The organism is Prevotella sp. kh1p2, assembly GCF_900111525.1.
GTDB lineage: Bacteria > Bacteroidota > Bacteroidia > Bacteroidales > Bacteroidaceae > Prevotella.
The window spans coordinates 224,568-244,122 of sequence record NZ_FOHY01000002.1 but is presented as its reverse complement, the minus strand read 5'-3'; the positions used below and the strand labels follow the sequence as shown (position 1 = coordinate 244,122).

General features: G+C 56.5%; 14 protein-coding genes. 12 read left to right on the top strand and 2 right to left on the bottom strand.

What is annotated here, in order from left to right:
• The first annotated feature begins 29 nt into the window (after positions 1-29).
• Genes BMW31_RS02290 through BMW31_RS02280 form a run of 3 tightly spaced genes read left to right on the top strand, consistent with a single transcriptional unit; the run spans position 30 to position 3,741 of the window.
• Positions 30-2,024 carry a glycoside hydrolase family 32 protein gene (locus BMW31_RS02290; protein WP_177166253.1) on the top strand — a complete coding sequence of 665 codons (1,995 nt, stop codon included), beginning with the start codon at positions 30-32 and terminating at the stop codon, positions 2,022-2,024.
• 13 nt (positions 2,025-2,037) lie between these two features.
• A complete protein-coding gene (locus tag BMW31_RS02285; protein ID WP_091820570.1) occupies positions 2,038-3,501 on the top strand; it encodes a glycoside hydrolase family 32 protein in 1,464 nt (487 codons plus the stop codon).
• Between the two features lie 51 nt (positions 3,502-3,552).
• Positions 3,553-3,741, top strand: a complete 189-nt coding sequence (locus BMW31_RS02280; protein WP_091820568.1) for a hypothetical protein — start codon at positions 3,553-3,555, stop codon at positions 3,739-3,741.
• Positions 3,742-3,761: 20 nt separating this feature from the next.
• On the opposite strand, the gene BMW31_RS02275 is transcribed toward BMW31_RS02280, so the two are convergent.
• The gene (locus BMW31_RS02275) at positions 3,762-3,983 is read right to left on the bottom strand and encodes a hypothetical protein (protein ID WP_091820566.1); all 222 of its coding nucleotides are present in this window, start codon (positions 3,981-3,983) and stop codon (positions 3,762-3,764) included.
• A 991-nt stretch (positions 3,984-4,974) separates the two neighbouring features.
• Between BMW31_RS02275 and BMW31_RS02270 the strand changes: the two genes are divergently transcribed.
• The 7 genes from BMW31_RS02270 to BMW31_RS02240 are packed head-to-tail and all read left to right on the top strand — an operon-like array spanning position 4,975 to position 12,230.
• Complete coding sequence (locus BMW31_RS02270) at positions 4,975-5,622, top strand: hypothetical protein (protein WP_091820733.1); 648 nt, start codon at positions 4,975-4,977, stop codon at positions 5,620-5,622.
• Positions 5,623-5,666: 44 nt separating this feature from the next.
• Positions 5,667-7,160, top strand: a complete 1,494-nt coding sequence (gene rpoN, locus BMW31_RS02265) for an RNA polymerase factor sigma-54 (RefSeq protein WP_091820563.1) — start codon at positions 5,667-5,669, stop codon at positions 7,158-7,160.
• On the top strand, positions 7,157-7,768 hold the full coding sequence (locus BMW31_RS02260) for a phosphatase PAP2 family protein (RefSeq protein WP_091820560.1): 612 nt from the start codon (positions 7,157-7,159) through the stop codon (positions 7,766-7,768). The genes rpoN and BMW31_RS02260 overlap by 4 nt, the downstream gene beginning before the upstream one ends.
• A 14-nt stretch (positions 7,769-7,782) precedes the next feature.
• The gene (purE, locus tag BMW31_RS02255) at positions 7,783-8,289 is read left to right on the top strand and encodes a 5-(carboxyamino)imidazole ribonucleotide mutase (RefSeq protein WP_091820557.1); all 507 of its coding nucleotides are present in this window, start codon (positions 7,783-7,785) and stop codon (positions 8,287-8,289) included.
• A 27-nt stretch (positions 8,290-8,316) separates the two neighbouring features.
• Positions 8,317-10,200 carry a 4-hydroxy-3-methylbut-2-en-1-yl diphosphate synthase gene (locus BMW31_RS02250; protein ID WP_091820555.1) on the top strand — a complete coding sequence of 628 codons (1,884 nt, stop codon included), beginning with the start codon at positions 8,317-8,319 and terminating at the stop codon, positions 10,198-10,200.
• Between the two features lie 54 nt (positions 10,201-10,254).
• A complete protein-coding gene (locus tag BMW31_RS02245) occupies positions 10,255-11,205 on the top strand; it encodes an aldo/keto reductase (protein ID WP_091820554.1) in 951 nt (316 codons plus the stop codon).
• A gap of 50 nt (positions 11,206-11,255) precedes the next feature.
• Entirely contained in the window at positions 11,256-12,230 is a 975-nt protein-coding gene (locus BMW31_RS02240) for a hypothetical protein (RefSeq protein ID WP_143049129.1), read from the top strand.
• Positions 12,231-12,725: 495 nt separating this feature from the next.
• Here BMW31_RS02240 and BMW31_RS02235 read toward each other — a convergent pair whose 3' ends face one another.
• On the bottom strand, positions 12,726-14,282 hold the full coding sequence (locus BMW31_RS02235) for a sulfatase family protein (RefSeq protein ID WP_091820550.1): 1,557 nt from the start codon (positions 14,280-14,282) through the stop codon (positions 12,726-12,728).
• Positions 14,283-14,607: 325 nt separating this feature from the next.
• Between BMW31_RS02235 and BMW31_RS02230 the strand changes: the two genes are divergently transcribed.
• Both BMW31_RS02230 and BMW31_RS02225 read left to right on the top strand, forming a co-directional pair.
• Positions 14,608-17,685, top strand: a complete 3,078-nt coding sequence (locus BMW31_RS02230) for a SusC/RagA family TonB-linked outer membrane protein (protein WP_091820547.1) — start codon at positions 14,608-14,610, stop codon at positions 17,683-17,685.
• A 52-nt stretch (positions 17,686-17,737) separates the two neighbouring features.
• On the top strand, positions 17,738-19,510 hold the full coding sequence (locus tag BMW31_RS02225) for a RagB/SusD family nutrient uptake outer membrane protein (protein WP_091820544.1): 1,773 nt from the start codon (positions 17,738-17,740) through the stop codon (positions 19,508-19,510).
• Positions 19,511-19,555 lie beyond the last annotated feature (45 nt).

The following is a 19,555-nucleotide window of genomic DNA, read 5'->3' as shown; positions in this document are numbered from 1 at the left end:
GGAAACATGGATGGAAAATGAAAATATCAATGAAAACAATCCTTTCGGCAGTCTTGTTTGCGGCCGTGTTGTTGCCTTCGGCGGCACAGCTGCGCACCAACGGCTATTCCATCTGGACCGAGCAGCGGGTGGCGGGAGGCCTGTCGTCGGTCTCAGGCTGGTTTGCACTCGAGTCGTTTCCTACCGATACGGCCGCTTTACTCGGCATCCGTGACCGCCAGGGGCGGCATGTAGCCGTTTGCGTAGACCGCTTCGGGCGGCTTCTGCTTGGCAGCCGGCAAGGCTACAGGCCCCTTGCAGGCAGCGTGAACTGCTTTAGCTGGCTGCATGTAGTGATTGACATGGATGGCCATGACGTGCTCCTGAACGGGCGGAGCCTGCAGGCAACGGCGTGGGAGGAGCTCTCGCAGCACGACTCTCTTACCATCCGGGCAGGCAAGGACTTTACGTCAAGGCGCGGATGGGGCTACGATCTCAACGTCATCAACGGCCTCATAGACGGCGTGAAGGCCAACCGCGAGCCCGTGGAGGCCGTTATCCTGCATGCTGACGTTGGTCGCCGGCTGCAGCAAAAGCCACGGCTGGCCGTGCCGGAGAGCCACTTCGACTATGCTTTCAGCCGTCCGCGCTACCATCTGTTGCCAGCAGCAAACTGGACAAACGAGACCCACGGACTGCTTTATTTTAACGGCCGGTACCACATCTTCAACCAGAAAAACGCCTCCAACATCCTGCTCCGCCAAATCAACTGGGGCCATTTCTCCTCTCCCGACTTAGTTCACTGGACCGAGGAGGTGCCAGCCTTGAAGCCTTCGGAGCCCTACGACCGCGACGGCATCTGGTCAGGACACGCCGTGATTGATGGCAACGGCATTCCTGCCATTATCTATACAGGCGGCGCCATGCCCCACTCAATAGGCCTGGCCTTCCCGCTTGACTCGTTGCTCACATGCTGGCGCAAGTACGAACACAACCCCGTGATAGCCGACAGGCCGCAGGCGTACTCCCGTACCGACATGCGCGACCCCTACGTTTTCCGCCATCAGGACAGCTGGTACATGATAGTAGGGTTCGGCATCGACAGCCCCGGCACGCCTCACGGCACCTTGTTGCTCTACCAGTCGGCCGACCTGAAGCGCTGGCAGTACGTCGGGTTGCTCTTTGAGGGCAATCCACAGCGCGATCACTCGGGCCGTTTCTGGGAGATGCCCGTATTCCTCCGCATGGGCAAGAAGTGGATTCTGAGCGTGAACAGGGTACCTGAGCGGGGCTTGCCTGCCCGCACCCAGTACTGGACAGGGCAGTTCCGGCATGAAAAGTTCATGCCCGACAACGCCTTGCCCCAAAACCTTGAGGTCGTTAACCGCCTGCTCTCGCCCTCCGTTTGCACCACTCCCGAGGGCAGAACCATTGCCATAGCCATCATACCCGATGAAATCAGCCCCTCTGCCAACCGCGAGAACGGCTGGGCCCACTTGTATTCCATCCCGCGGCAGTGGACCTTCAACGGTCGTAAAATCTGCCAGCAGCCTTACGACGGGTTGCAGTCGCTGCGCACGGACAGCCATTATTTTAAGCAGACCGCCCTCTCGCAGCCGCTCGTTATCAGCAAGCAGGGCTGGCAGAAGGAAATAGTTGCCACGTTCAATCCAAAGGGCAAGGAGGCTTTCGGCATCACTCTGTGCAAGAACCCCGACGCATCAGAGTTCACGCGCATCTACTTCGACCAGCGCAGTCATGAGCTTGTAATCGACCAGACGCACGCCTCGCTGCGCCAAGGCATCCCCAACACCGTACGCAAGGATGCCTACCGCGTTGCCCCGGGCAGGCCTCTGGAGCTGCGGCTCTATGTAGACGGGTCGGTCGTTGAGGGCTTCATCAACGGCGAGGATGCCTTTACCACGCGCATCTTCACGGCCTCCGAGCACAGCACGCAGGCCGAGCTGTTTGCCTCCGGGCCGCTGACAACGGCCTCGGCCACCGTCTACGACCTGATGCCGGCTCCCGTACGGACTAACTTCTAAACAACACATAACGATGAAAATCAAACAACTAACCTTAGCACTGTTATTCTCCGCCTGCGCCGCTACCATGCAGGCACAGCCTTACAACGAGCCTTACCGCCCGCAGTACCACTTTAGTCCGGCCCGGGGATGGATAGGCGACCCCTGCGGACTTACCTACTACAAGGGCCAGTACCACCTCTTCTGGTGGGGAAAGACCGTTTCGACCGACCTGGTTCACTACCGCGAAGTGTCGCCCAACGTGATGGAAGACACGCCGCCGGGCATCTCCAACTTTACCGGTTCCGTGCTGATAGACAAGCACAACACCGCCGGATGGGGTCCGGAAGCATGGGTGGCGGCCATGACCGTTTACGAGAAAGACTCCAAGAAGCAGGCACAGGGACTGGCATTCAGCCACGACGGCGTGCACTTCAGCCACTTCGACAAGAACCCGGTGATAGACCTTTGGAGCACGGAGTTCCGCGATCCCACCGTTTTCTGGCATGAGCAAACCCGCCGATGGGTAATGGTGGTGGCCAAGGCACTGGAGAAGAAGGTGAAATTCTACTCCTCCGCCAACCTGAAAGACTGGACTTGGGAGAGCGACTTCGGCCCTGCAGGCGACCAGGAGAAGTCGTGGGAGTGTCCTGACCTGTTCCAGGTGCCCGTTAATGGCAACTGGAATAACCGCCGTTGGGTGATGGTGGTATCGGTTAACTGGGCGCAGGAGCAGTACTTCATCGGCGATTTCGACGGCCACAAGTTCACCCTCATGGACGGCCACCCGCAGCAACCGCTCTACGTGGACAGAGGTCTTGACTACTACGCATCGCGGGTTGTGCGCGATTATGACGACACTCTGCATCAGTCCATCACACTGGGATGGGTGGCAACGTGGGACTATGCGCAGCAGGCACCATCCACTTGGGGCAAAGGCTTCTGGTCTCTGCCGCGCCTCTACGGGCTTACCAGCTTTGCAGGCGAGGGCCTCCGCCTCACCCAGACACCGCTCCCAGCGCTGCAGCAGCTGCGCGGCAAGCTCTTCAGCAAGCGCCTTGAGCTGCCCGTGGGAGCCCATCCGATAGCCGGGTTTGCCCCCAAGAGCAACCAGTACGAGCTGGATGTAACCTTCGATACCTCACGTTCAAACACCTTCGGGTTCTACCTCGCCGAGGGCAACGGCCACAAGACGGTGGTCAGCTACGATACCGATGCCCGCACGCTGCTCATTGACCGCACCAATGCAGCCGACGTAGAGATACCCAAGTTCAGCCGCATAACGAAGGCCGAGGTACAGCCCGAGGGTGGCAAGCTGCGCCTTCATGTCTACGTAGACAGGTCGAGCATCGAGATATTCGCCAACCGCGGCAAGGAAGTCTTTACGCTCCTAACCTATGCCGGCAACGGTCAAACGGGCATAGAGACCTTTGCCCACCGGCCCGGTACGCGCATGGAGCTGCAGGCCTGGCCGCTGCGCAGCATCTGGAACCCATGAAGAACTACGTTAACTTGCGCCTGCTGAGCCCGCAACTGGCGGCTCCGCAGTATGACGCACACACGTAACGGCATCTTCTTTCCGGTGGTTCTGCAGGACGGTATCGCGTCCGGAAACTGGAAACTGCGCAGCGGCAGGCGTGCCGATGTTGTGCCCTTCGACCCCTTCCTGCCGCTGCCAGAGGCTCCGCTGGCCAAGGCTTCCCGGCTTGTTGCTACCCTCCGGCGGCTGTGGGAGTAGCGCAAAGGCTCGTCGTTCGGTTAGTTTTCGCTGATTGATGGTTGAGTTTCTGTTGGCAGATGGCTGAATTTCTGCTGGTAGATGGCTGAATTTCTGCTGGCAGATGGCTGAGTTTCTGCTGGCAGATGGTTGAGTTTCTGCTGATTGGTCATCCCCTCCTCCGCCTCCCCTTTCCAAGGGGAGGATACCGGTTTGCCTTCTTGAAAACCATTGCTTATTCGTTTCCACAATGCAGCAAGCATTCAGCAACGAAAAAAATACTATGTTACTCTGTCTTTAAAAATCAACAGTAAGCCAGCAGGAAACTTGCAGCAGCGATTCCTCCCCTTAGAAAGGGGAGGTTAGGAGGGGATGATTTTGCAGCCTGCTGGCTGCTAATTCACAATTCATAATTCACAATTCACAATTTGGAAAGGGATGATTTGCGCAACAAATTGTAATCAGCACGACACCTGGTCATCCCCTCCTCCGCCTCCCCTTTCCAAGGGGAGGATACCAGTTTGCTTTCTTGTAAAGCGTCGTTTGTATGCTTCAAGCTCCTTGAACGATACTTTCAAGGGCCTTGAAGATGCCGTTCAAGAGGCTTGAATGATACCTTTTATCTCCTTGTTTGTAAGTAGTTGGATATCAATAGTTTGTGTAATGGGCTGTAAAAGGGTGTGTTTTGCATTGTTATCGCTTTCTTTTTCTTCTCTTGCTTAGATAAAATAGAGTCGGCTGATGTGGCCGTAGCTTTTGCTGAATATTATCTATCCTGCCGTTCATCATCCCCTCCTCCGCCTCCCCTTTCTAAGGGGAGGATACCAGTTAGCTCTTTTACAAAGTGTTGCTTGTACATTCCAGCAGACAAGCAAAACTACAGCAGCATCAAAAATACTCTGTTACTCTGTCTTTAAAAATCAGCAGCAAGCCAGCAGGAAACATGCGTCAGCGGTTCCTCCCCTTAGAAAGGGGAGGTTAGGAGGGGATGATTTTGCAAGCTGCGAACAGCTAATTCACAATTCATCATTCACAATTCACAGGTTAGAATGAAATGACAAGCAAGCTGCAAACAAACTGTGAACATTGGATAAAGGAAGCCCGATAGCGATTGAACCTTAACTGCCAGCCGGCTACTCCGGCTCAAAGGGGTCTCTTTTCGTGGCTTTTCGTCCGCTTTTTTCTCCTTATTTCCTTTGCATTCTGTGCACAATTTGCTACCTTTGTGGTGTTAATTTGAAACCCGGAAATATGATGGCAAAACACCGCTTGTGGAGAGATGAATACTGGCTGCTGCTCATGCAGCTCTATCTAAGGAAGCCCGTAGGCGTAAAACCGCTGTACTCGCGGCCGCTGGTGGATTTGAGTCTGGAGCTGCACATACACCCGCAGTTCCTCTATAACCAGATGTTCCGCCTGCGGCAGCTGGAAACGCCGAAGATTGAACAGCTGTGGCAGACGTACGGCAAGAGCCCGCGCAAGCTCTCGCAGGAGGTTGCGCTGCTGCGCAAAATGAACGGTTTTGGGCAGGCATCGGAGTTTTACGAGGGCGTGGAGGTGAACGAATCGTTCGAAAAAGACTTCAAGCCGCTGGACGAAGACGCACAGATAACGCCCGTGATGCTCATCATGATACTGGACCTTTACTTCCGTCTGACGCCCATCACGATGGTTCCCGAGACGCCGGAGATAGTGCAACTGGGCAAGCTCATCAAGCTGCAGCCCGACCGGATATGCGACGTGATGGACGTGTTCAGGTTCTGCGACCCCTATCTGAACCGCGACGACCTGATGATTCACCCACTTGTGGTGCCGTGCAAGCAGATATGGAGCCGCTACGGTAACGGCAACCCGGAGAATCTTTCGGCCACGGCAGCACAATTAAAGGAATATTTCCGTTGAGTTACAATATCTTTTCGTAACTTTGCCTGACAATTACCAAGACTATGGCTCAGAAACTTATTCAGACCCAGACACAAAAACTGGCGCAGGTGCAGAAGCTCTCGCAGCAGCAAATGCTGCAGGTGAAGCTGCTGGAAATGCCGCTGACTGAATTGGAGGAGAGCGTGAACGCCGAACTTGATGATAACCCCGCACTGGAAACAAGCTCACCTGACGACGCGCTGAGCGACGAGAGGGAGACGCCGGGAGAGGACGCCGGCGAGGAGAACTTTGAGCAGCAAACCGAGCGGGAGGAACGGGAAGAGGCACTGGACAACGCACTCGAGGGCATTGGCCGCGACGACGAGATGCCCGAGACCTACGGTGCGGCGCCCAACCGGAATGCCGATTACGAGGAGATAGTGTACGGCGACACCGTCAGCTTCTATGACAAACTGAAGGAGCAGATGGGCATGGAGAACCTTACCGACCGCCAGCGGGACATCATGGAGTATCTCATAGGCTCGCTCGACGACGACGGCCTGCTGCGCAAAAGCATCGACTCCATCGGCGATGAGCTGGCTATATACCACAACATCGACGTAACCGAGACCGAGATAACCGAGGTGCTGCACCGCCTGCAGGGCTTCGACCCGGCCGGAATAGGTGCCCGCACGCTGCAGGAATGCCTGCTGCTGCAGATAGAACGCAAGCCTGCAGGCCGCCTCAAGGAAGCCATGCAGACGCTCGTGGGCAGCTATTTTGACGAGTTTACGAAGAAACATTGGGACAAGATACAGGCAGGCATGGGGCTTACTGACATGCAAACGGCCACCCTGCAGGCCGAAATACGCAAGCTGAACCCCAAGCCCGGGGCCGCTCTCGGCGAGACCGAAGGCCGGAACATACAGCAGATTACGCCCGACTTCATCATCGACACGGCCGACGACGGCACCGTTTCGTTCACCCTGAACCGCGGAGACGTGCCCGAACTCAAGGTGTCGCCATCGTTCGCCGACATGGTCGACACGTACAAAAACAACCGTCAGGGCATGAACCGGCAAGAAAAAGAGGCGCTGCTCTATGCCAAGGAGAAGGTTGAAAAGGCGCAGGGCTTCATCGAAGCGGTAAAACAGCGCCGCCGTACGCTCTACATCACCATGAAGGCTATTATCGACCGGCAGCGCCGGTTCTTCCAAGATGGCGACGAAGCCGACCTTAAACCAATGGTTCTAAAGGACATCGCCGACCGTACGGGGCTTGATATATCGACCATCTCTCGCGTAAGCAACGTGAAGTACGCACAGACCAAGTGGGGCACTTTCCCGCTTCGCTTCTTCTTCAGCGACGGCTACACCACCGAGGACGGTGAGGAGCTGTCGACCCGCAAGATTAAGATTGCGCTGAAGGAAGCCATCGACAAGGAAGACAAGAAGAAGCCCCTGAGCGACGATGCACTGGCAGCAGAGATGAAGCAGCAGGGCTTTCCCATCGCTCGTCGTACCGTTGCCAAGTACCGAGAGCAACTGGGAATACCGGTGGCAAGACTTAGAAAATGAAAGAAAAGAATATTATATGGACGGCGCGGGTAATGAGCATGGTCTTTACTCCGTTCTATCTGCCGTTGGTAGGACTGGTGGCACTGTTCATTTTCAGCTATATGAGCATGATGCCGTGGTGGTACAAGATGATTGTTCTCACCATGGTGTACCTCTTCACCATCCTTTTGCCCACCGTGCTCATACACATCTACCGCCGTTATCAGGGCTGGACGCTCATTGAACTGGGCAAGAAGGAGCGCCGCATGGTACCTTACATCATCTCCATCCTGTGCTATTTCACCTGTTACTACCTGATGAACGTGTTCCGGATACCCCATTTCATGGCCCGCATACTGGTAGCAGCGCTGATGATACAAATAGTTTGCGCCCTCATCAACGTGTGGTGGAAGATTTCAACGCACACGGCATCCATCGGAGGAGTGGCCGGCGCGCTTGTTGCCTTTTCGCTCCTGTTCTCCTTCAACCCTGTATGGTGGCTCTGCCTGGTATTCTTCGTGGCCGGCATGGTGGGCAGCAGCCGCATGATTTTGCGCCAACACACGTTGAGCCAGGTCATCACCGGCTTCCTTGTAGGAACGGTGTGCGGCTTCTTCATGATTATTTAAAACCCGAAAATAGAATGAAACCATTAGTCAGCATCATCATGGGCAGCACCAGCGACCTGCCTGTCATGGAGAAAGCATGTAAGTGGCTGGACGATAACCACATTGCTTTTGAGGTCAACGCGCTCTCTGCCCACCGCACGCCCGATGCCGTTGAAGCCTTTGCCAAGGGTGCCCGGGAGCGCGGCATCAAGGTCATCATAGCCGCTGCAGGCATGGCCGCAGCCCTTCCGGGGGTGATAGCAGCCTCCACGCCGCTGCCCGTTATCGGCGTTCCTATCAAGGGAATGCTCGACGGACTGGATGCCATGCTCTCCATCATCCAGATGCCTCCCGGCATTCCTGTTGCCACTGTAGGAGTCAATGCGGCACAGAACGCAGCCATACTGGCCGCCGAAATCATTGCGCTTACGGACGAGGAAGTGGCCCGAAAGGTTGCCGAATGGAAGTCGGGCCTGGGCGTCAAGATTGAGAAAGCCAACCAGGAGCTGGCCCAAGTGAAGTACACATACAAGTGTAACTGATGAAGTGAAAGGACAAAAGACAACGAGATGACAGACATTTTCAACTATTCAAGGCGGCCGTCGGGCGTGGTTCACGTGGGTGCCATCGACATCGGAGGCGACAACCCCGTGCGCATACAGTCCATGACCACCACCTCTACCGACGACACCGAGGGCTCCGTAGCCCAGGCCGAGCGTATTATAAAGGCCGGAGGAGAGCTCGTCAGGCTCACCACTCAGGGCACCAAGGAGGCCGAGAACCTAAAGAACATCAACGCGGGCATACGCTCCCACGGCTTCAACACGCCCCTTGTAGCCGACGTGCACTTTAATCCGAACGTGGCCGACGTGGCTGCACGCTATGCCGAGAAGGTGCGCATAAACCCCGGCAACTATGTAGACCCGGCCCGGAAGTTCATCAAACGGGAGTACACCGACGAGGAGTATGCCGACGAACTCAGGAAGATAGAGGAGCGTTTTGTGCCTTTCCTCAACATCTGCAAGGCCAACCACACGGCCATACGCATAGGAGTGAACCACGGTTCGCTGTCTGATCGCATCCGGAACCGTTACGGCGACACGCCCGAAGGCATCGTGGAGAGCTGCATGGAGTTCCTGCGTATCTGCAAGAAGCAGGACTTCAGCGACGTTGTTATTTCCATCAAGTCCAGCAATACGGTGGTAATGGTGCGCTCGGTGCGCCTGCTCGTCACCACAATGGAGCACGAGGACATGCACTACCCGCTGCATCTGGGCGTGACGGAAGCCGGCGAAGGCGAAGACGGACGCATCAAGAGTGCCGTCGGCATAGGTGCCCTGCTGGCCGACGGGATAGGCGACACCATCCGCGTAAGCCTCTCCGAAGAGCCCGAGGAGGAAATTCCGGTGGCCCGCAGGCTGGTGGAATACATCGGCCGCAAGGCCGGTCACCTGCTCATTCCGGCCGAAGCATACGGCGGGTTCGACTGGGTTCACCCCGAGCGCAGGCTCACGCAGGCCGTTGGGAACATAGGTGGCGAGAACGTGCCGGTGGTGATTGGGAACCTCTCCCCCATCCCCTCTCCGAAGGCGAGGGGAGTACCTGTGAAGGCGGACTATGTTTATCTGGGCTCTGATGTGCCTGAAGAGTTCGAAGAGGGGCAGCGTTACATCGTTGATTTTAATGTTTATGCCGACCTCATTCGTTCGCCCAAGGCACAGGAAGAGCACTTGGCAGAGCGCTTGTTCCCCATCTTTCCCGTTACTGCCATGCCCTTCATGGCGCAGGTTCACTCACCTCTTAAGTTCTTGGTGCTCCAGTTCGGCACGCCGGCCGATGAGTACATAGCCTGCCTCCGCCAGCATCCGGAAACCGTGGTGGTGTGCACCAGCAACCACCGCAACCGCCTGGGCGACCAGCGGGCACTGGTTCATGAGATGATGATTGCCGGCTTACAGAACCCTGTTGTCATGGCCCAGATGTACCGACTCAATGACAAGGAGCAGTTCCAGCTGGAGAGTGCCGCCGACATGGGTGCCCTGATGATTGACGGACTCACTGATGGCATCTGGCTGATGAACGACGGCAACCTCGGTGCCGACGTCATCGAAGACACCTCCTTCGGCATTCTGCAGGCTGCCCGCTTGCGTACATCGAAGACGGAGTACATCAGCTGCCCCGGCTGTGGCCGCACCCTGTACGACCTACGCGAAACAATAGCCCGCATCAAGGCCGCCACCGCCGATATGAAAGGCCTCAAGATAGGCATCATGGGCTGCATTGTAAACGGCCCGGGCGAGATGGCCGACGCCGACTACGGCTACGTTGGGGCGGGCGTGAACCGCGTTTCGCTCTACCGTAAGCAGGTGTGCGTGGAGAAGAACATCCCCCAGGAGGTGGCCGTGGAGCATCTGCTCGCCCTCATCCGGAAGGACAGGGAGGCCGCCGGATAGCATTCCGACAACACAATAACCACGCTCCGAAAGGAGCCATTAACTGTTAACACTATGGACTTAAAAGGTTTTTATACGGCCTCCGCGAGCCGTTACGATGGCTCGGAGACCATGTACCGCCGGTGCGGACGCAGTGGTGTGCTGCTGCCCAAGATATCTCTGGGCCTGTGGCATAACTTCGGTGGGGTGAACCCTTATGAGCGGTCGCGCGACATTACGCACTATGCGTTCGACCACGGCATCACCCATTTCGACCTTGCCAACAACTACGGACCTCCTTACGGCACGGCAGAAGAGACCTTCGGAAGGCTGATGGACGACGATTTCCGCCCCTATCGCGACGAGCTCTTTATCTCTTCCAAGGCCGGATACGATATGTGGCCGGGCCCGTACGGCAACTGGGGCAGCCGCAAGTACCTCATGGCAAGCCTCGACCAGAGCCTGCGGCGCATGAAGTTGGATTACGTCGACCTGTTCTACAGCCACCGCTTCGACCCGCTTACGCCGATGGAAGAGACCCTGCAGGCACTCGTCGACATCGTCCGTCAGGGCAAGGCACTCTACGTGGGCCTATCAAACTGGCCCCTCGAGGGGCTCAAGTTCGCCGACGAGTACCTGCGCCGGCACGACGTACCGCTGCTTATTTACCAGGGAAGGCTCAACATGCTGAGCCGCGAACCCATGGAGCAAGGCATCCTCGACTACTGTCACCGCCACGGCATCGGCTTCATCAGCTTCTCGCCTCTTGCCCAGGGACTGCTCACCAACCGCTATCTGGACGGCATTCCGGCCGACTCCCGCATGGCACGTAACACCAACCTGAAGCGCGAAATGCTCACACCAGAGCTGCTCGGCCATCTGCGCAAGCTCAACGACGAGGCCGCCCGGCAGGGCGAAACCTTGGCCCAGAAGGCGCTGAAGTGGAACCTCGCGCAGGACGGAGTTACCTCCGTGCTCGTTGGGGCCAGCAGTGTGGCGCAGCTGGAGCAGAACATGAAGGTGTAAGCTCATTGCCGCCCGCCCGAAGGGAGGGGGCATCCTAAAACCTTAAAAGAATGCGAGAGTGGGTATTCTTTTTGTTAACGGTATTGCTGGTCGGCTGCAACCGGTCGGCCATACCGTTCATGCGTGAACTCGGAATAAATGCCGATACGCTCATCATGGACCGCGTTCCGCAGCCGTTACCTGCCGACTCGTGCGGCCTTAGGTTATCGGCAGAACAGCAGGAGCAGCTGCTCGGCAACCTCACCGACGGTCTTCCCTATCCGCAAGTGGTGCTGCTGTCGGCCCAGCAGTTTGGTTCCGACTGGCTCTTAGCCTATACCTTTGGCAACGGCATCATGCGTTTTGTTCTCTACGATGCCCACGGACGCCGCCTCGACAGCCTCAACGGAGGCCTGTGGCTACTGCCGGAAGCGCCCGCCAAGCCCGATAAATACGGCGTGGTGAAGGTTTCCGTGCGCGCATTAGGGGATGGAATAGAGGGTATTACGCAGGGAGAATACCGCCGGTTGGGCAAGAGCAGGTTCCGGTTGTGGTGCAAGTTTGCTGCCGATACCATTGTACGCACCTACTGCGTAACCAGCCACAGGTTTAAACTCCTGTCGCGTCAAGACCACCACCGCACCCCTACTCCATTGCTCGACATCCTGAGCTATCCCGTTTCTCAAACCTACCAAGCCTGCAACCACATCAATCATTACAAGCGGTTGGAACCTCCCGGCGTGATTGTAGACTATGCGCCGCCTGTAAAGCACAGCTTCCCGTTCAACATCTATTACCGTAATCCCGCCGCCGTATGGCTGTGGCTGTACGACCATCGCAATGAAGACGAGGACGTCTCCGCCCAGTTGAAGTACGTTTTCCTGATGTCCAACGCGCTGCGTAAGCGCCCGCAGGACCGCGTTTCGATAAAAGCATTGCGGCAGGACGTGAAGAGCTTGCCACAGGCAGAAGTCAGGAAGTACGGCAATGCGGTGCTGGATGAGTGGGAAAAGGAGCTCAAGCAAGACACCACCACGGCCATCTAAACGAAATGAAGTTAAGGTTTCGGGCTTCTGTACGGCCGGCGGAACGGAGCCGAACGGCTGCTGCTGAAACAGCAGAAAATACGGGCATCAAACTCGCTAAATATCAGTAGGTTAGTTGAACGTGCCATTCAAGGCGCTTGAAGGTATCGGTCAAGGCGCTTGAAGGTATCGGTCAAGGCGCTTGAAGGTATCGGTCAAGAGGCTTGAAACTATCGTTCAAGAAACTTGCAGCTATTGTTCAGAAAAATGGAGGCATAGCTTCATGATTTCAGGAAGGTAAAATCATGCGCAATCTACCATCTGTCTAAGCCCTAAGATGTTTACAGTAAGAAGGTTTGTCTTTGGCTTTCGCGAAGCCTGTTAGGCAGCTCCTGTCATGTTGATGTTTACGAAAAAAGCCGTGCGCCCAGGTAAATAGTACCATTGGCACACGGCTTTTTAGTTGATAGCGGAACCTGTGCAGAGGGCTGCTGCCATCTGCCAGGCTCCCCGGTGCTACTGCGCGGCGGGCGTAAGGCGTATCGGGTCGTCGTACTGTAGCTGCAAGTTGAGGAGCTGCTTCTTCAGTTTGGCGGTTATCTTCTCCATGCCCGGCAGGCCGTAGAGGTTGTGCATGTTCTCCGGGTCCTTACGGATGTCATAGAGTTCCCACTGGTTCACGTCGTTGTAGAAGTGCATGAGCGAGTAGCGCTGCGTGCGTATGCCGTAGTGGCGGCACACGGAGTGCTCGGCCGGATACTCGTAGTAGTGGTAGTAGAGGGCCTTGCGCCAGTGCTTGACGCGCTGCCCCCGGAGCAGCGGCAGGAGCGATGTGCCCTGTATGTCGGCCGGTACGGGCACGCCGGCCAGCTGCAGGAAGGTGGGCGCATAGTCTATGTTCTGCACCAGCTTGTCGACAACGCCGTGCTTGCCGCCCGGCAGATACATGAGCAGAGGCGTGCGGAACGACTCTTCGTACATAAATCTTTTGTCGAACCAGCCATGCTCTCCCATGTAAAAACCTTGGTCCGAGGTGTACACAATGAGTGTGTTTTCGAGCAGACCGTGGGTTCGCAGATAGTCGATTACACGCCCCACGTTGCGGTCAACGGAGCGAATGACGCGCAGATAGTCGTGCATGTAGCGCTGGTATTTCCACTCATCAAGCTGCCGTCCGGTAAGTCCGGCCTCCTTGAAGCGGCGTATGATGGGTTCGTAGTGCTTGTCCCAGCGGGCCCGCTGCTCGGCGTTCATGCGCTTGTAGTTGGCCCTTCCGATGGCTTCCAGGTCGGGGTCGGAGTGTATCTGGTTCTCCTTGTCGGCCATCTTGAGGTCGTACACCAGGTCCATGTCCTTGCTGATGCTCATCTGCTGCTTGGCAGCAGCCTGCCTGCCGCTATAGTCATCGTAGAACGTTGCTGGCAGAGGATAGGTCTGGTCGTTGAATAGGTCGAGGTCGCACGTATCGGGACTCCACACGCGGTGTGGCGCCTTGTTGTGCATGAGCAGGCAGAAAGGCTTGTTCTTGTCGCGCTTGTGGTCCATCCAGTCAATGGCCAGGTCGGCTATGATGTTGGTAACGTAGCCCTCGCGCCTTACCCTCTGGCCGTTGCAAACGAAGTTGGGGTTGTAGTAATCGCCCTGACCGATGAGGATGTCCCAGTAGTCGAAGCCCGTTGGTTGCGAGATGAGGTGCCACTTACCAATCATGGCTGTCTGGTAACCTGCCTGCTGCAGCAGCTTTGGAAAGGTTTGCTGGCTGCCGTCAAAGGTGCGCGAGTTGTCCGTAAAGCCGTTGGCATGGCTGTGCTTGCCGGTGAGCATGCAGGCCCGAGATGGCCCGCTGAGCGAGTTGGCCACAAAACTTTCGCTGAATTTCACGCCGTGCTGGGCTATCCAGTCTATGTTCGGCGTCTGGATGAAGCGGTCGTCGTAGGCGCTGATGGTTTGGTACGAGTGGTCGTCGCTCATGATGTAGAGTATGTTCATGGGCCTTTGCTGCTGCGCGTGAACGGGTAGCGCCGCGCATGCCGCCATGCTCCCGGAGAGGTAAAAGAGAAATCTGTGTGTCATGATGCTGCTTGGTTAGCTGTTGCAAAAATAGCAATAAAATGGCAATGCGGCAACAATTGGGGCTAAAAGTTGCAGGGACGGGTGCAGAAGAGGTGTCGTTCAAGGGGCTTGACCCATAGCTTCAAGCGCCTTGAAAGTGCCGTTCGGGCTCCTTGAATGACAGGTACGCCACGGGCGGTGGCTGCAAGTTATGTTGCATGGGCTGGCAAATATGTTGCATGAAACAATATTTTAAGCATTTGTAATATTTCTTTAGACTTTCCCGGAGCGGCTGAGCTATCTTTGCATCAGTTTTAAATTATTTACTAACCAACAACAAGCAAAAATGGAAAACCTAAAGCGATTCCTGGTGAGCCTTGTGCTCACAGTGGTGTGTACGCTCGCGTATGCACAGACCATGAAGGTGAGCGGTACCGTTATCTCGGCCGATGACAACATGGGGGTGATTGGTGCTACCGTGAAAGAGAAGGGTACCACCAACGCTACCGTGACCGACATGGACGGCAACTTCACCATCACAGTCAGGCAGGGTGCGGTGCTCGAGTTCTCGTACATCGGCCTGCAGACTATCGAGCTGCCTGCACAGCAGGACATGAAGGTGACGCTCTCCAGCGATACCAAGACCATAGATGAGGTTGTGGTGACGGGCTACACGTCGGAGAAAAAGGCCGACCTGACGGGTTCGGTGTCTGTTATCAAGATGAAGGACATAGCCGACGTGCCCACGGGTAACGTGCTCTCGAGCCTCAACGGGCGCGTGGCAGGCGTGAACATTACCACCGACGGTACGCCCGGTGGCGGCAACACGAACACGCTGGTGCGCGGTACGACGACCATCAACAACTCTTCGCCGCTCTACGTTATCGACGGTATCATGACCCGAGACAACGTAGGAAGCATCCTCTCCTCCAACGACGTGGAGAGCATCCAGGTGCTCAAGGACGCCTCCTCGGCCGCCATCTACGGCGCCCAGGCTGCCAACGGCGTGATTATCATCACCACCAAGCGCGCCAAGAAGGGCGAGATACGCGTAGACTTCGACGCTTCGCTCACCGCGCAGACGTTTACCACGAACTACGAACTGCTGGATGCGTACCAGTGGGGCGATGTTTACTGGCAGGCGTACCGCAACACCTACGGCACTCATCCTAACTCCATGATTTACGGAAACGGCGAAACGGCACAGCTGAACACCACCACTCCTTATTATACTGGGGCCGACGGGCGCACCTACACCGCCGCCAACACCGACTGGCTGGACCTGATGTACAAGACTGCCCTGATGCAGAACTACTCGCTTACGTTGAGTAAAGGCTCCGAGAACGGCTCAAGCTCGCTCTCGGTGAACTGGATTGACCAGGACGGTATGCTCAAGAACACCGACTACCAGCGGTTCAACACCCGCCTGACGTCGGACTACGGCTTCTTCAACAACCACTTGCGCATAGGCGAGAGCGTTTCTATCAATCGCTGGACGCAGCACATCGCCCAGAGTGGTATTGAGGAGCAGCTCGTGGCACAGCATCCGGCAGAGCCGGCCTACGACTCCATGGGCGGCTATGGTGGCGGCTACATGGACGTGCTGAACGACAAGCCAAACCCGCTGCGACTGCAGAACAACCAGAAGGATAACCGCCACACGTACTGGCGAATATTCGGTAACATGTACCTGGAGCTTGAACCGGTGAAGAATCTTACGCTGAAGTCGAACTTCGGAGTGAACTACTATACGGACAACAACTCTGACTTTGTGCCCAAATGGGTGGAGAGCTCGCGTACCGTTGACACCAACGAGCTGACCTCGAACAACAACACGGCCTTTAACTGGGTGTGGACCAACACGGCCAACTACAACCTGGACCTGGGCGACCATCATGCCTCGTTCCTGCTGGGTATGGAGGCCAAGAAGGACCGCACGGAGATGGTAGGCGGCTACGGACAAGGACTGGTGTCGGAAGAAACCGACTACCGCTACCTGAACGCAGTGACCCGCCTGGCCAAGGTGAGCGGCATAGCCAGCAACTACAGCATGGTTTCGTACTTTGCCAAGGGCAACTACTCCTACCAGGGCAAGTATCTGCTGGCCGCAACGGTGCGCCGCGACGCCTCTTCACGCTTCGGCAAGAACCACAACTCGGGTGTGTTCCCGTCGGTGAGTGCCGGCTGGCGCATCTCTTCCGAGAAGTTCATGAAGGGCACCAGCAGCTGGCTCGACGACCTGAAGCTGCGCGCCAGCTGGGGTATAAACGGTAACGACGAGATTGACAACGAAGCTACCTACACCAAATACCTCGTCTCGCTGGCCAATGCCGGCTACAACCTGCCGGGCAACAACCAAGACATGGCGGTCGGAGCCTACAAGACCCACACCGGCAACCCTGACCTGAAGTGGGAGCAGACGCGCCAGGTTAACTTCGGTATCGACGCCACCCTGCTCAGCCAACGCCTCACCCTGAGCCTCGACTACTTTGCCAAGAGCACCACCGACATGCTCTTCGAGCCTCCTTACGCAGCCGTTGTGGGCGAGGGCGGATACTCCTGGCAGAACTGCATCGACATGGACAACAACGGTTTTGAAATCGTTGCAGGCTGGCGAGACCATCTGAAGAACGGACTGAACTACAGCATCGACTTCAATGCCTCTATGTACAGCAACGAGATGAAGTCGCTACCGCAATCCATCTACTACACCTTCGGAGGCGGCATGCCGGGCAAGTCAATCGTCGGACAGCCCTTCGGTTCCTGGATGGGTTACAAGACCGACGGCGTGTTCCGTACCCAGGCCGAGGTCGATGAGTACCGCCAGCGGTACGATGTGCAGATAGGAGCACCCGGCGTAGGCCGCATCAAGTACCTTGACGTGAACGGCGACAACAAGATAACCACTGCCGACCAGACCTGGCTTGGCAGCGACAAGCCCAAGTTCTCGGCCGGTCTCAACCTCTCGGCATCGTATAAAGGCTTCGACCTGAGCCTGTTCTTCAACGGCATGGTGCGCGATGCGTGGAACAACTCCAAGTATTACACCGACCTCTTCCAGTGCTGGAACGGCAACCACTCCACACGTCTGATAGACGCCATGAACGCATGGACGGAGTTTGAAAAGACCGGTGTGTACAACTGCGACACGCCTGCACTGACGGCCGAAGACAGCAACAACGAGAACCGCAGCTCCGAGTTCTACATCGAGAACGGCTCGTTTATCAAGCTCAAGACGGCCACCCTGGGCTATTCTCTGCCCCAGAACCTGCTCGACAAGGTTCATTTGCGCCGTGCCCGCGTCTACTTCCAGGCACAGAATGTATTCACTCTGACCGGCTATACCGGTGCTGACCCTGAAGGACTTGGCTACACCTATCCGCTGCCCCGCACGTTTACGTTCGGTCTCTCCATCGGTTTGTAGGCCTTGACGGATAAAGGTACTTATCTAATGAAGAATTAATAAAAGCAAGATTATGAAACTTAAGAATATAGCAATCATAGCAACGGCAGCCTTGATGATGACGGGCTGCAGCGAAGACAGCTTCCTGGACAACAAGCCGCAGGGTGTGTTGAGCGACGAGGTGATACAGAAAGGTGGACAGGTAGACCTGCTTACAACGGCTGCCTACGCAGCTCTGATGGGTCCGTCGCCGCAGGACTGGAGCGTTTGGACAGCCCCCGTAACCAACTGGAGCTACGGTAGCGTGCGCTCCGACGATGCCTACAAGGGCGGCGGTGGTACGGGCGACATTTCCGAAATACACCGTATGGAAATCATGGACGTTGATGCCACCAACGGCAACGTGGATGTTAAGTGGTACCATCTCTATGTAAGCGTGCAACGATGCAATGCAGCACTGCGCATGCTCAACAGCCTCACGGACGCCGAGCTGGCCGACCGCAACGTGCAGATAGCCGAGATGAAGGTGCTGCGCGCCCACTTCTACTTCGAGCTAAGCCGCCTGTACAACAAGATAGTGTACTTTGAAGAGAACTATGAGGGCAGCATCCAGCAGCTCTCCAACAATGAGTTCACCCGCGACCAGATACTGGAGAAGATAGCCACCGACCTGGAGAACGCCGAGAAAGTGCTGCCCGCGCAGCAGCCGGAGATAGGCCGAATCAACAAATACCAGGCTGCCGCCTATGCTGCCAAGGTGAACCTGTACCGTGCCTACAAGCAGGACGAGACCACGCACAAGGTGGTGAGCGTTGACGCCGGGCTGTTGGGCAAGGTCATCAGCTACTGCGACGAGGTTATCAACAGCGGCCGCTACGCGCTGCTTGACAACTTCCAGGACCTTGACAAGGTTTCCACCGGCGACAACTCCAAGGAAGGAGTCTTCCAGGTGCAGTACTCCATGAACGACGGAAGTGGCTCCGCAGGCCGCGTTAACTGGTCTAACCTGCTCAATGCGCCACAAGGACCCTACTCCGGCGACGGCTTCTTCCTGCCCAGTCAGGACCTGGTAGATGCTTACCAGACCGATGCAAACGGCCTGCCCGAATTCGATACCTACTTTACTCACCACTTCGACGTGTGGAATGCGGCAACAGGAAAGAGCGAGAACGTAAGCAACAACGTTGACCCACGCCTCGACTACGTAGTCGGAAGGCCCGGAGTAAGGTGGAAGACTTACACCAAGACGCCCTGCCAGCCTACCTGGGTGCGCGACCAAGGCAGCTACGGACAGCACTGCAGCAAGCGTTTCTTCGTCTCGCCCGAGAGCTCCGAGATGTTTAACGGATGGCCTTGGGGAGCCAGCGCGCTCAATTGGAACATCATACGCTATAGCGACGTGCTGCTCTGGAAGGCCGAGGCACTCATCGAGAGCAACCAGAATCTGGAGGAAGCACGCAGCCTCATCAACCAGATTAGGCAGCGCGCAGCCAATAGCCAGTACTGGGTAAAGGACTTCAACGACAACACCAAGTATGCCGCCAACTACAAGATAGCCCTCTATCCGGCAGCAGGCTGGACGCAGGACTACGCCCGCAAGGCGCTGCGTTACGAGTTCCGGCTCGAAACGGCGATGGAGGGCGAGCGCTTCTTCGACCTCGTTCGCTGGGGCATAGCAGGCCAAACGATGAATGCCTACTTTGCTCATGAGAAGTCGAAGCGCGTTTATTACTCCAACTCCAAGTTCACCGAGGGCAAGGACGAGTACCTGCCCATCTCCGTAACGCAGTACAACCTCTCGCAGGGTGCCTACACCCAGAACCCCGGCTACGCATCATTCGAGTAAGGCATAGGTTGGTGCAAGATTACCGCCAAGCCGGTAATGCAAGCC

What these genes read in the sequence shown, in the direction of transcription:
- BMW31_RS02290 (WP_177166253.1), top strand. Translation starts at nt 30, where the DNA reads ATGAAAACAATCCTTTCGGCAGTCTTGTTTGCGGCCGTGTTGTTGCCT.
- BMW31_RS02285 (WP_091820570.1), top strand. Translation starts at nt 2,038, where the DNA reads ATGAAAATCAAACAACTAACCTTAGCACTGTTATTCTCCGCCTGCGCC.
- BMW31_RS02280 (WP_091820568.1), top strand. Translation starts at nt 3,553, where the DNA reads ATGACGCACACACGTAACGGCATCTTCTTTCCGGTGGTTCTGCAGGAC.
- BMW31_RS02275 (WP_091820566.1), bottom strand. Translation starts at nt 3,983, where the DNA reads ATGCTTGCTGCATTGTGGAAACGAATAAGCAATGGTTTTCAAGAAGGC.
- BMW31_RS02270 (WP_091820733.1), top strand. Translation starts at nt 4,975, where the DNA reads ATGGCAAAACACCGCTTGTGGAGAGATGAATACTGGCTGCTGCTCATG.
- rpoN (WP_091820563.1), top strand. Translation starts at nt 5,667, where the DNA reads ATGGCTCAGAAACTTATTCAGACCCAGACACAAAAACTGGCGCAGGTG.
- BMW31_RS02260 (WP_091820560.1), top strand. Translation starts at nt 7,157, where the DNA reads ATGAAAGAAAAGAATATTATATGGACGGCGCGGGTAATGAGCATGGTC.
- purE (WP_091820557.1), top strand. Translation starts at nt 7,783, where the DNA reads ATGAAACCATTAGTCAGCATCATCATGGGCAGCACCAGCGACCTGCCT.
- BMW31_RS02250 (WP_091820555.1), top strand. Translation starts at nt 8,317, where the DNA reads ATGACAGACATTTTCAACTATTCAAGGCGGCCGTCGGGCGTGGTTCAC.
- BMW31_RS02245 (WP_091820554.1), top strand. Translation starts at nt 10,255, where the DNA reads ATGGACTTAAAAGGTTTTTATACGGCCTCCGCGAGCCGTTACGATGGC.
- BMW31_RS02240 (WP_143049129.1), top strand. Translation starts at nt 11,256, where the DNA reads ATGCGAGAGTGGGTATTCTTTTTGTTAACGGTATTGCTGGTCGGCTGC.
- BMW31_RS02235 (WP_091820550.1), bottom strand. Translation starts at nt 14,282, where the DNA reads ATGACACACAGATTTCTCTTTTACCTCTCCGGGAGCATGGCGGCATGC.
- BMW31_RS02230 (WP_091820547.1), top strand. Translation starts at nt 14,608, where the DNA reads ATGGAAAACCTAAAGCGATTCCTGGTGAGCCTTGTGCTCACAGTGGTG.
- BMW31_RS02225 (WP_091820544.1), top strand. Translation starts at nt 17,738, where the DNA reads ATGAAACTTAAGAATATAGCAATCATAGCAACGGCAGCCTTGATGATG.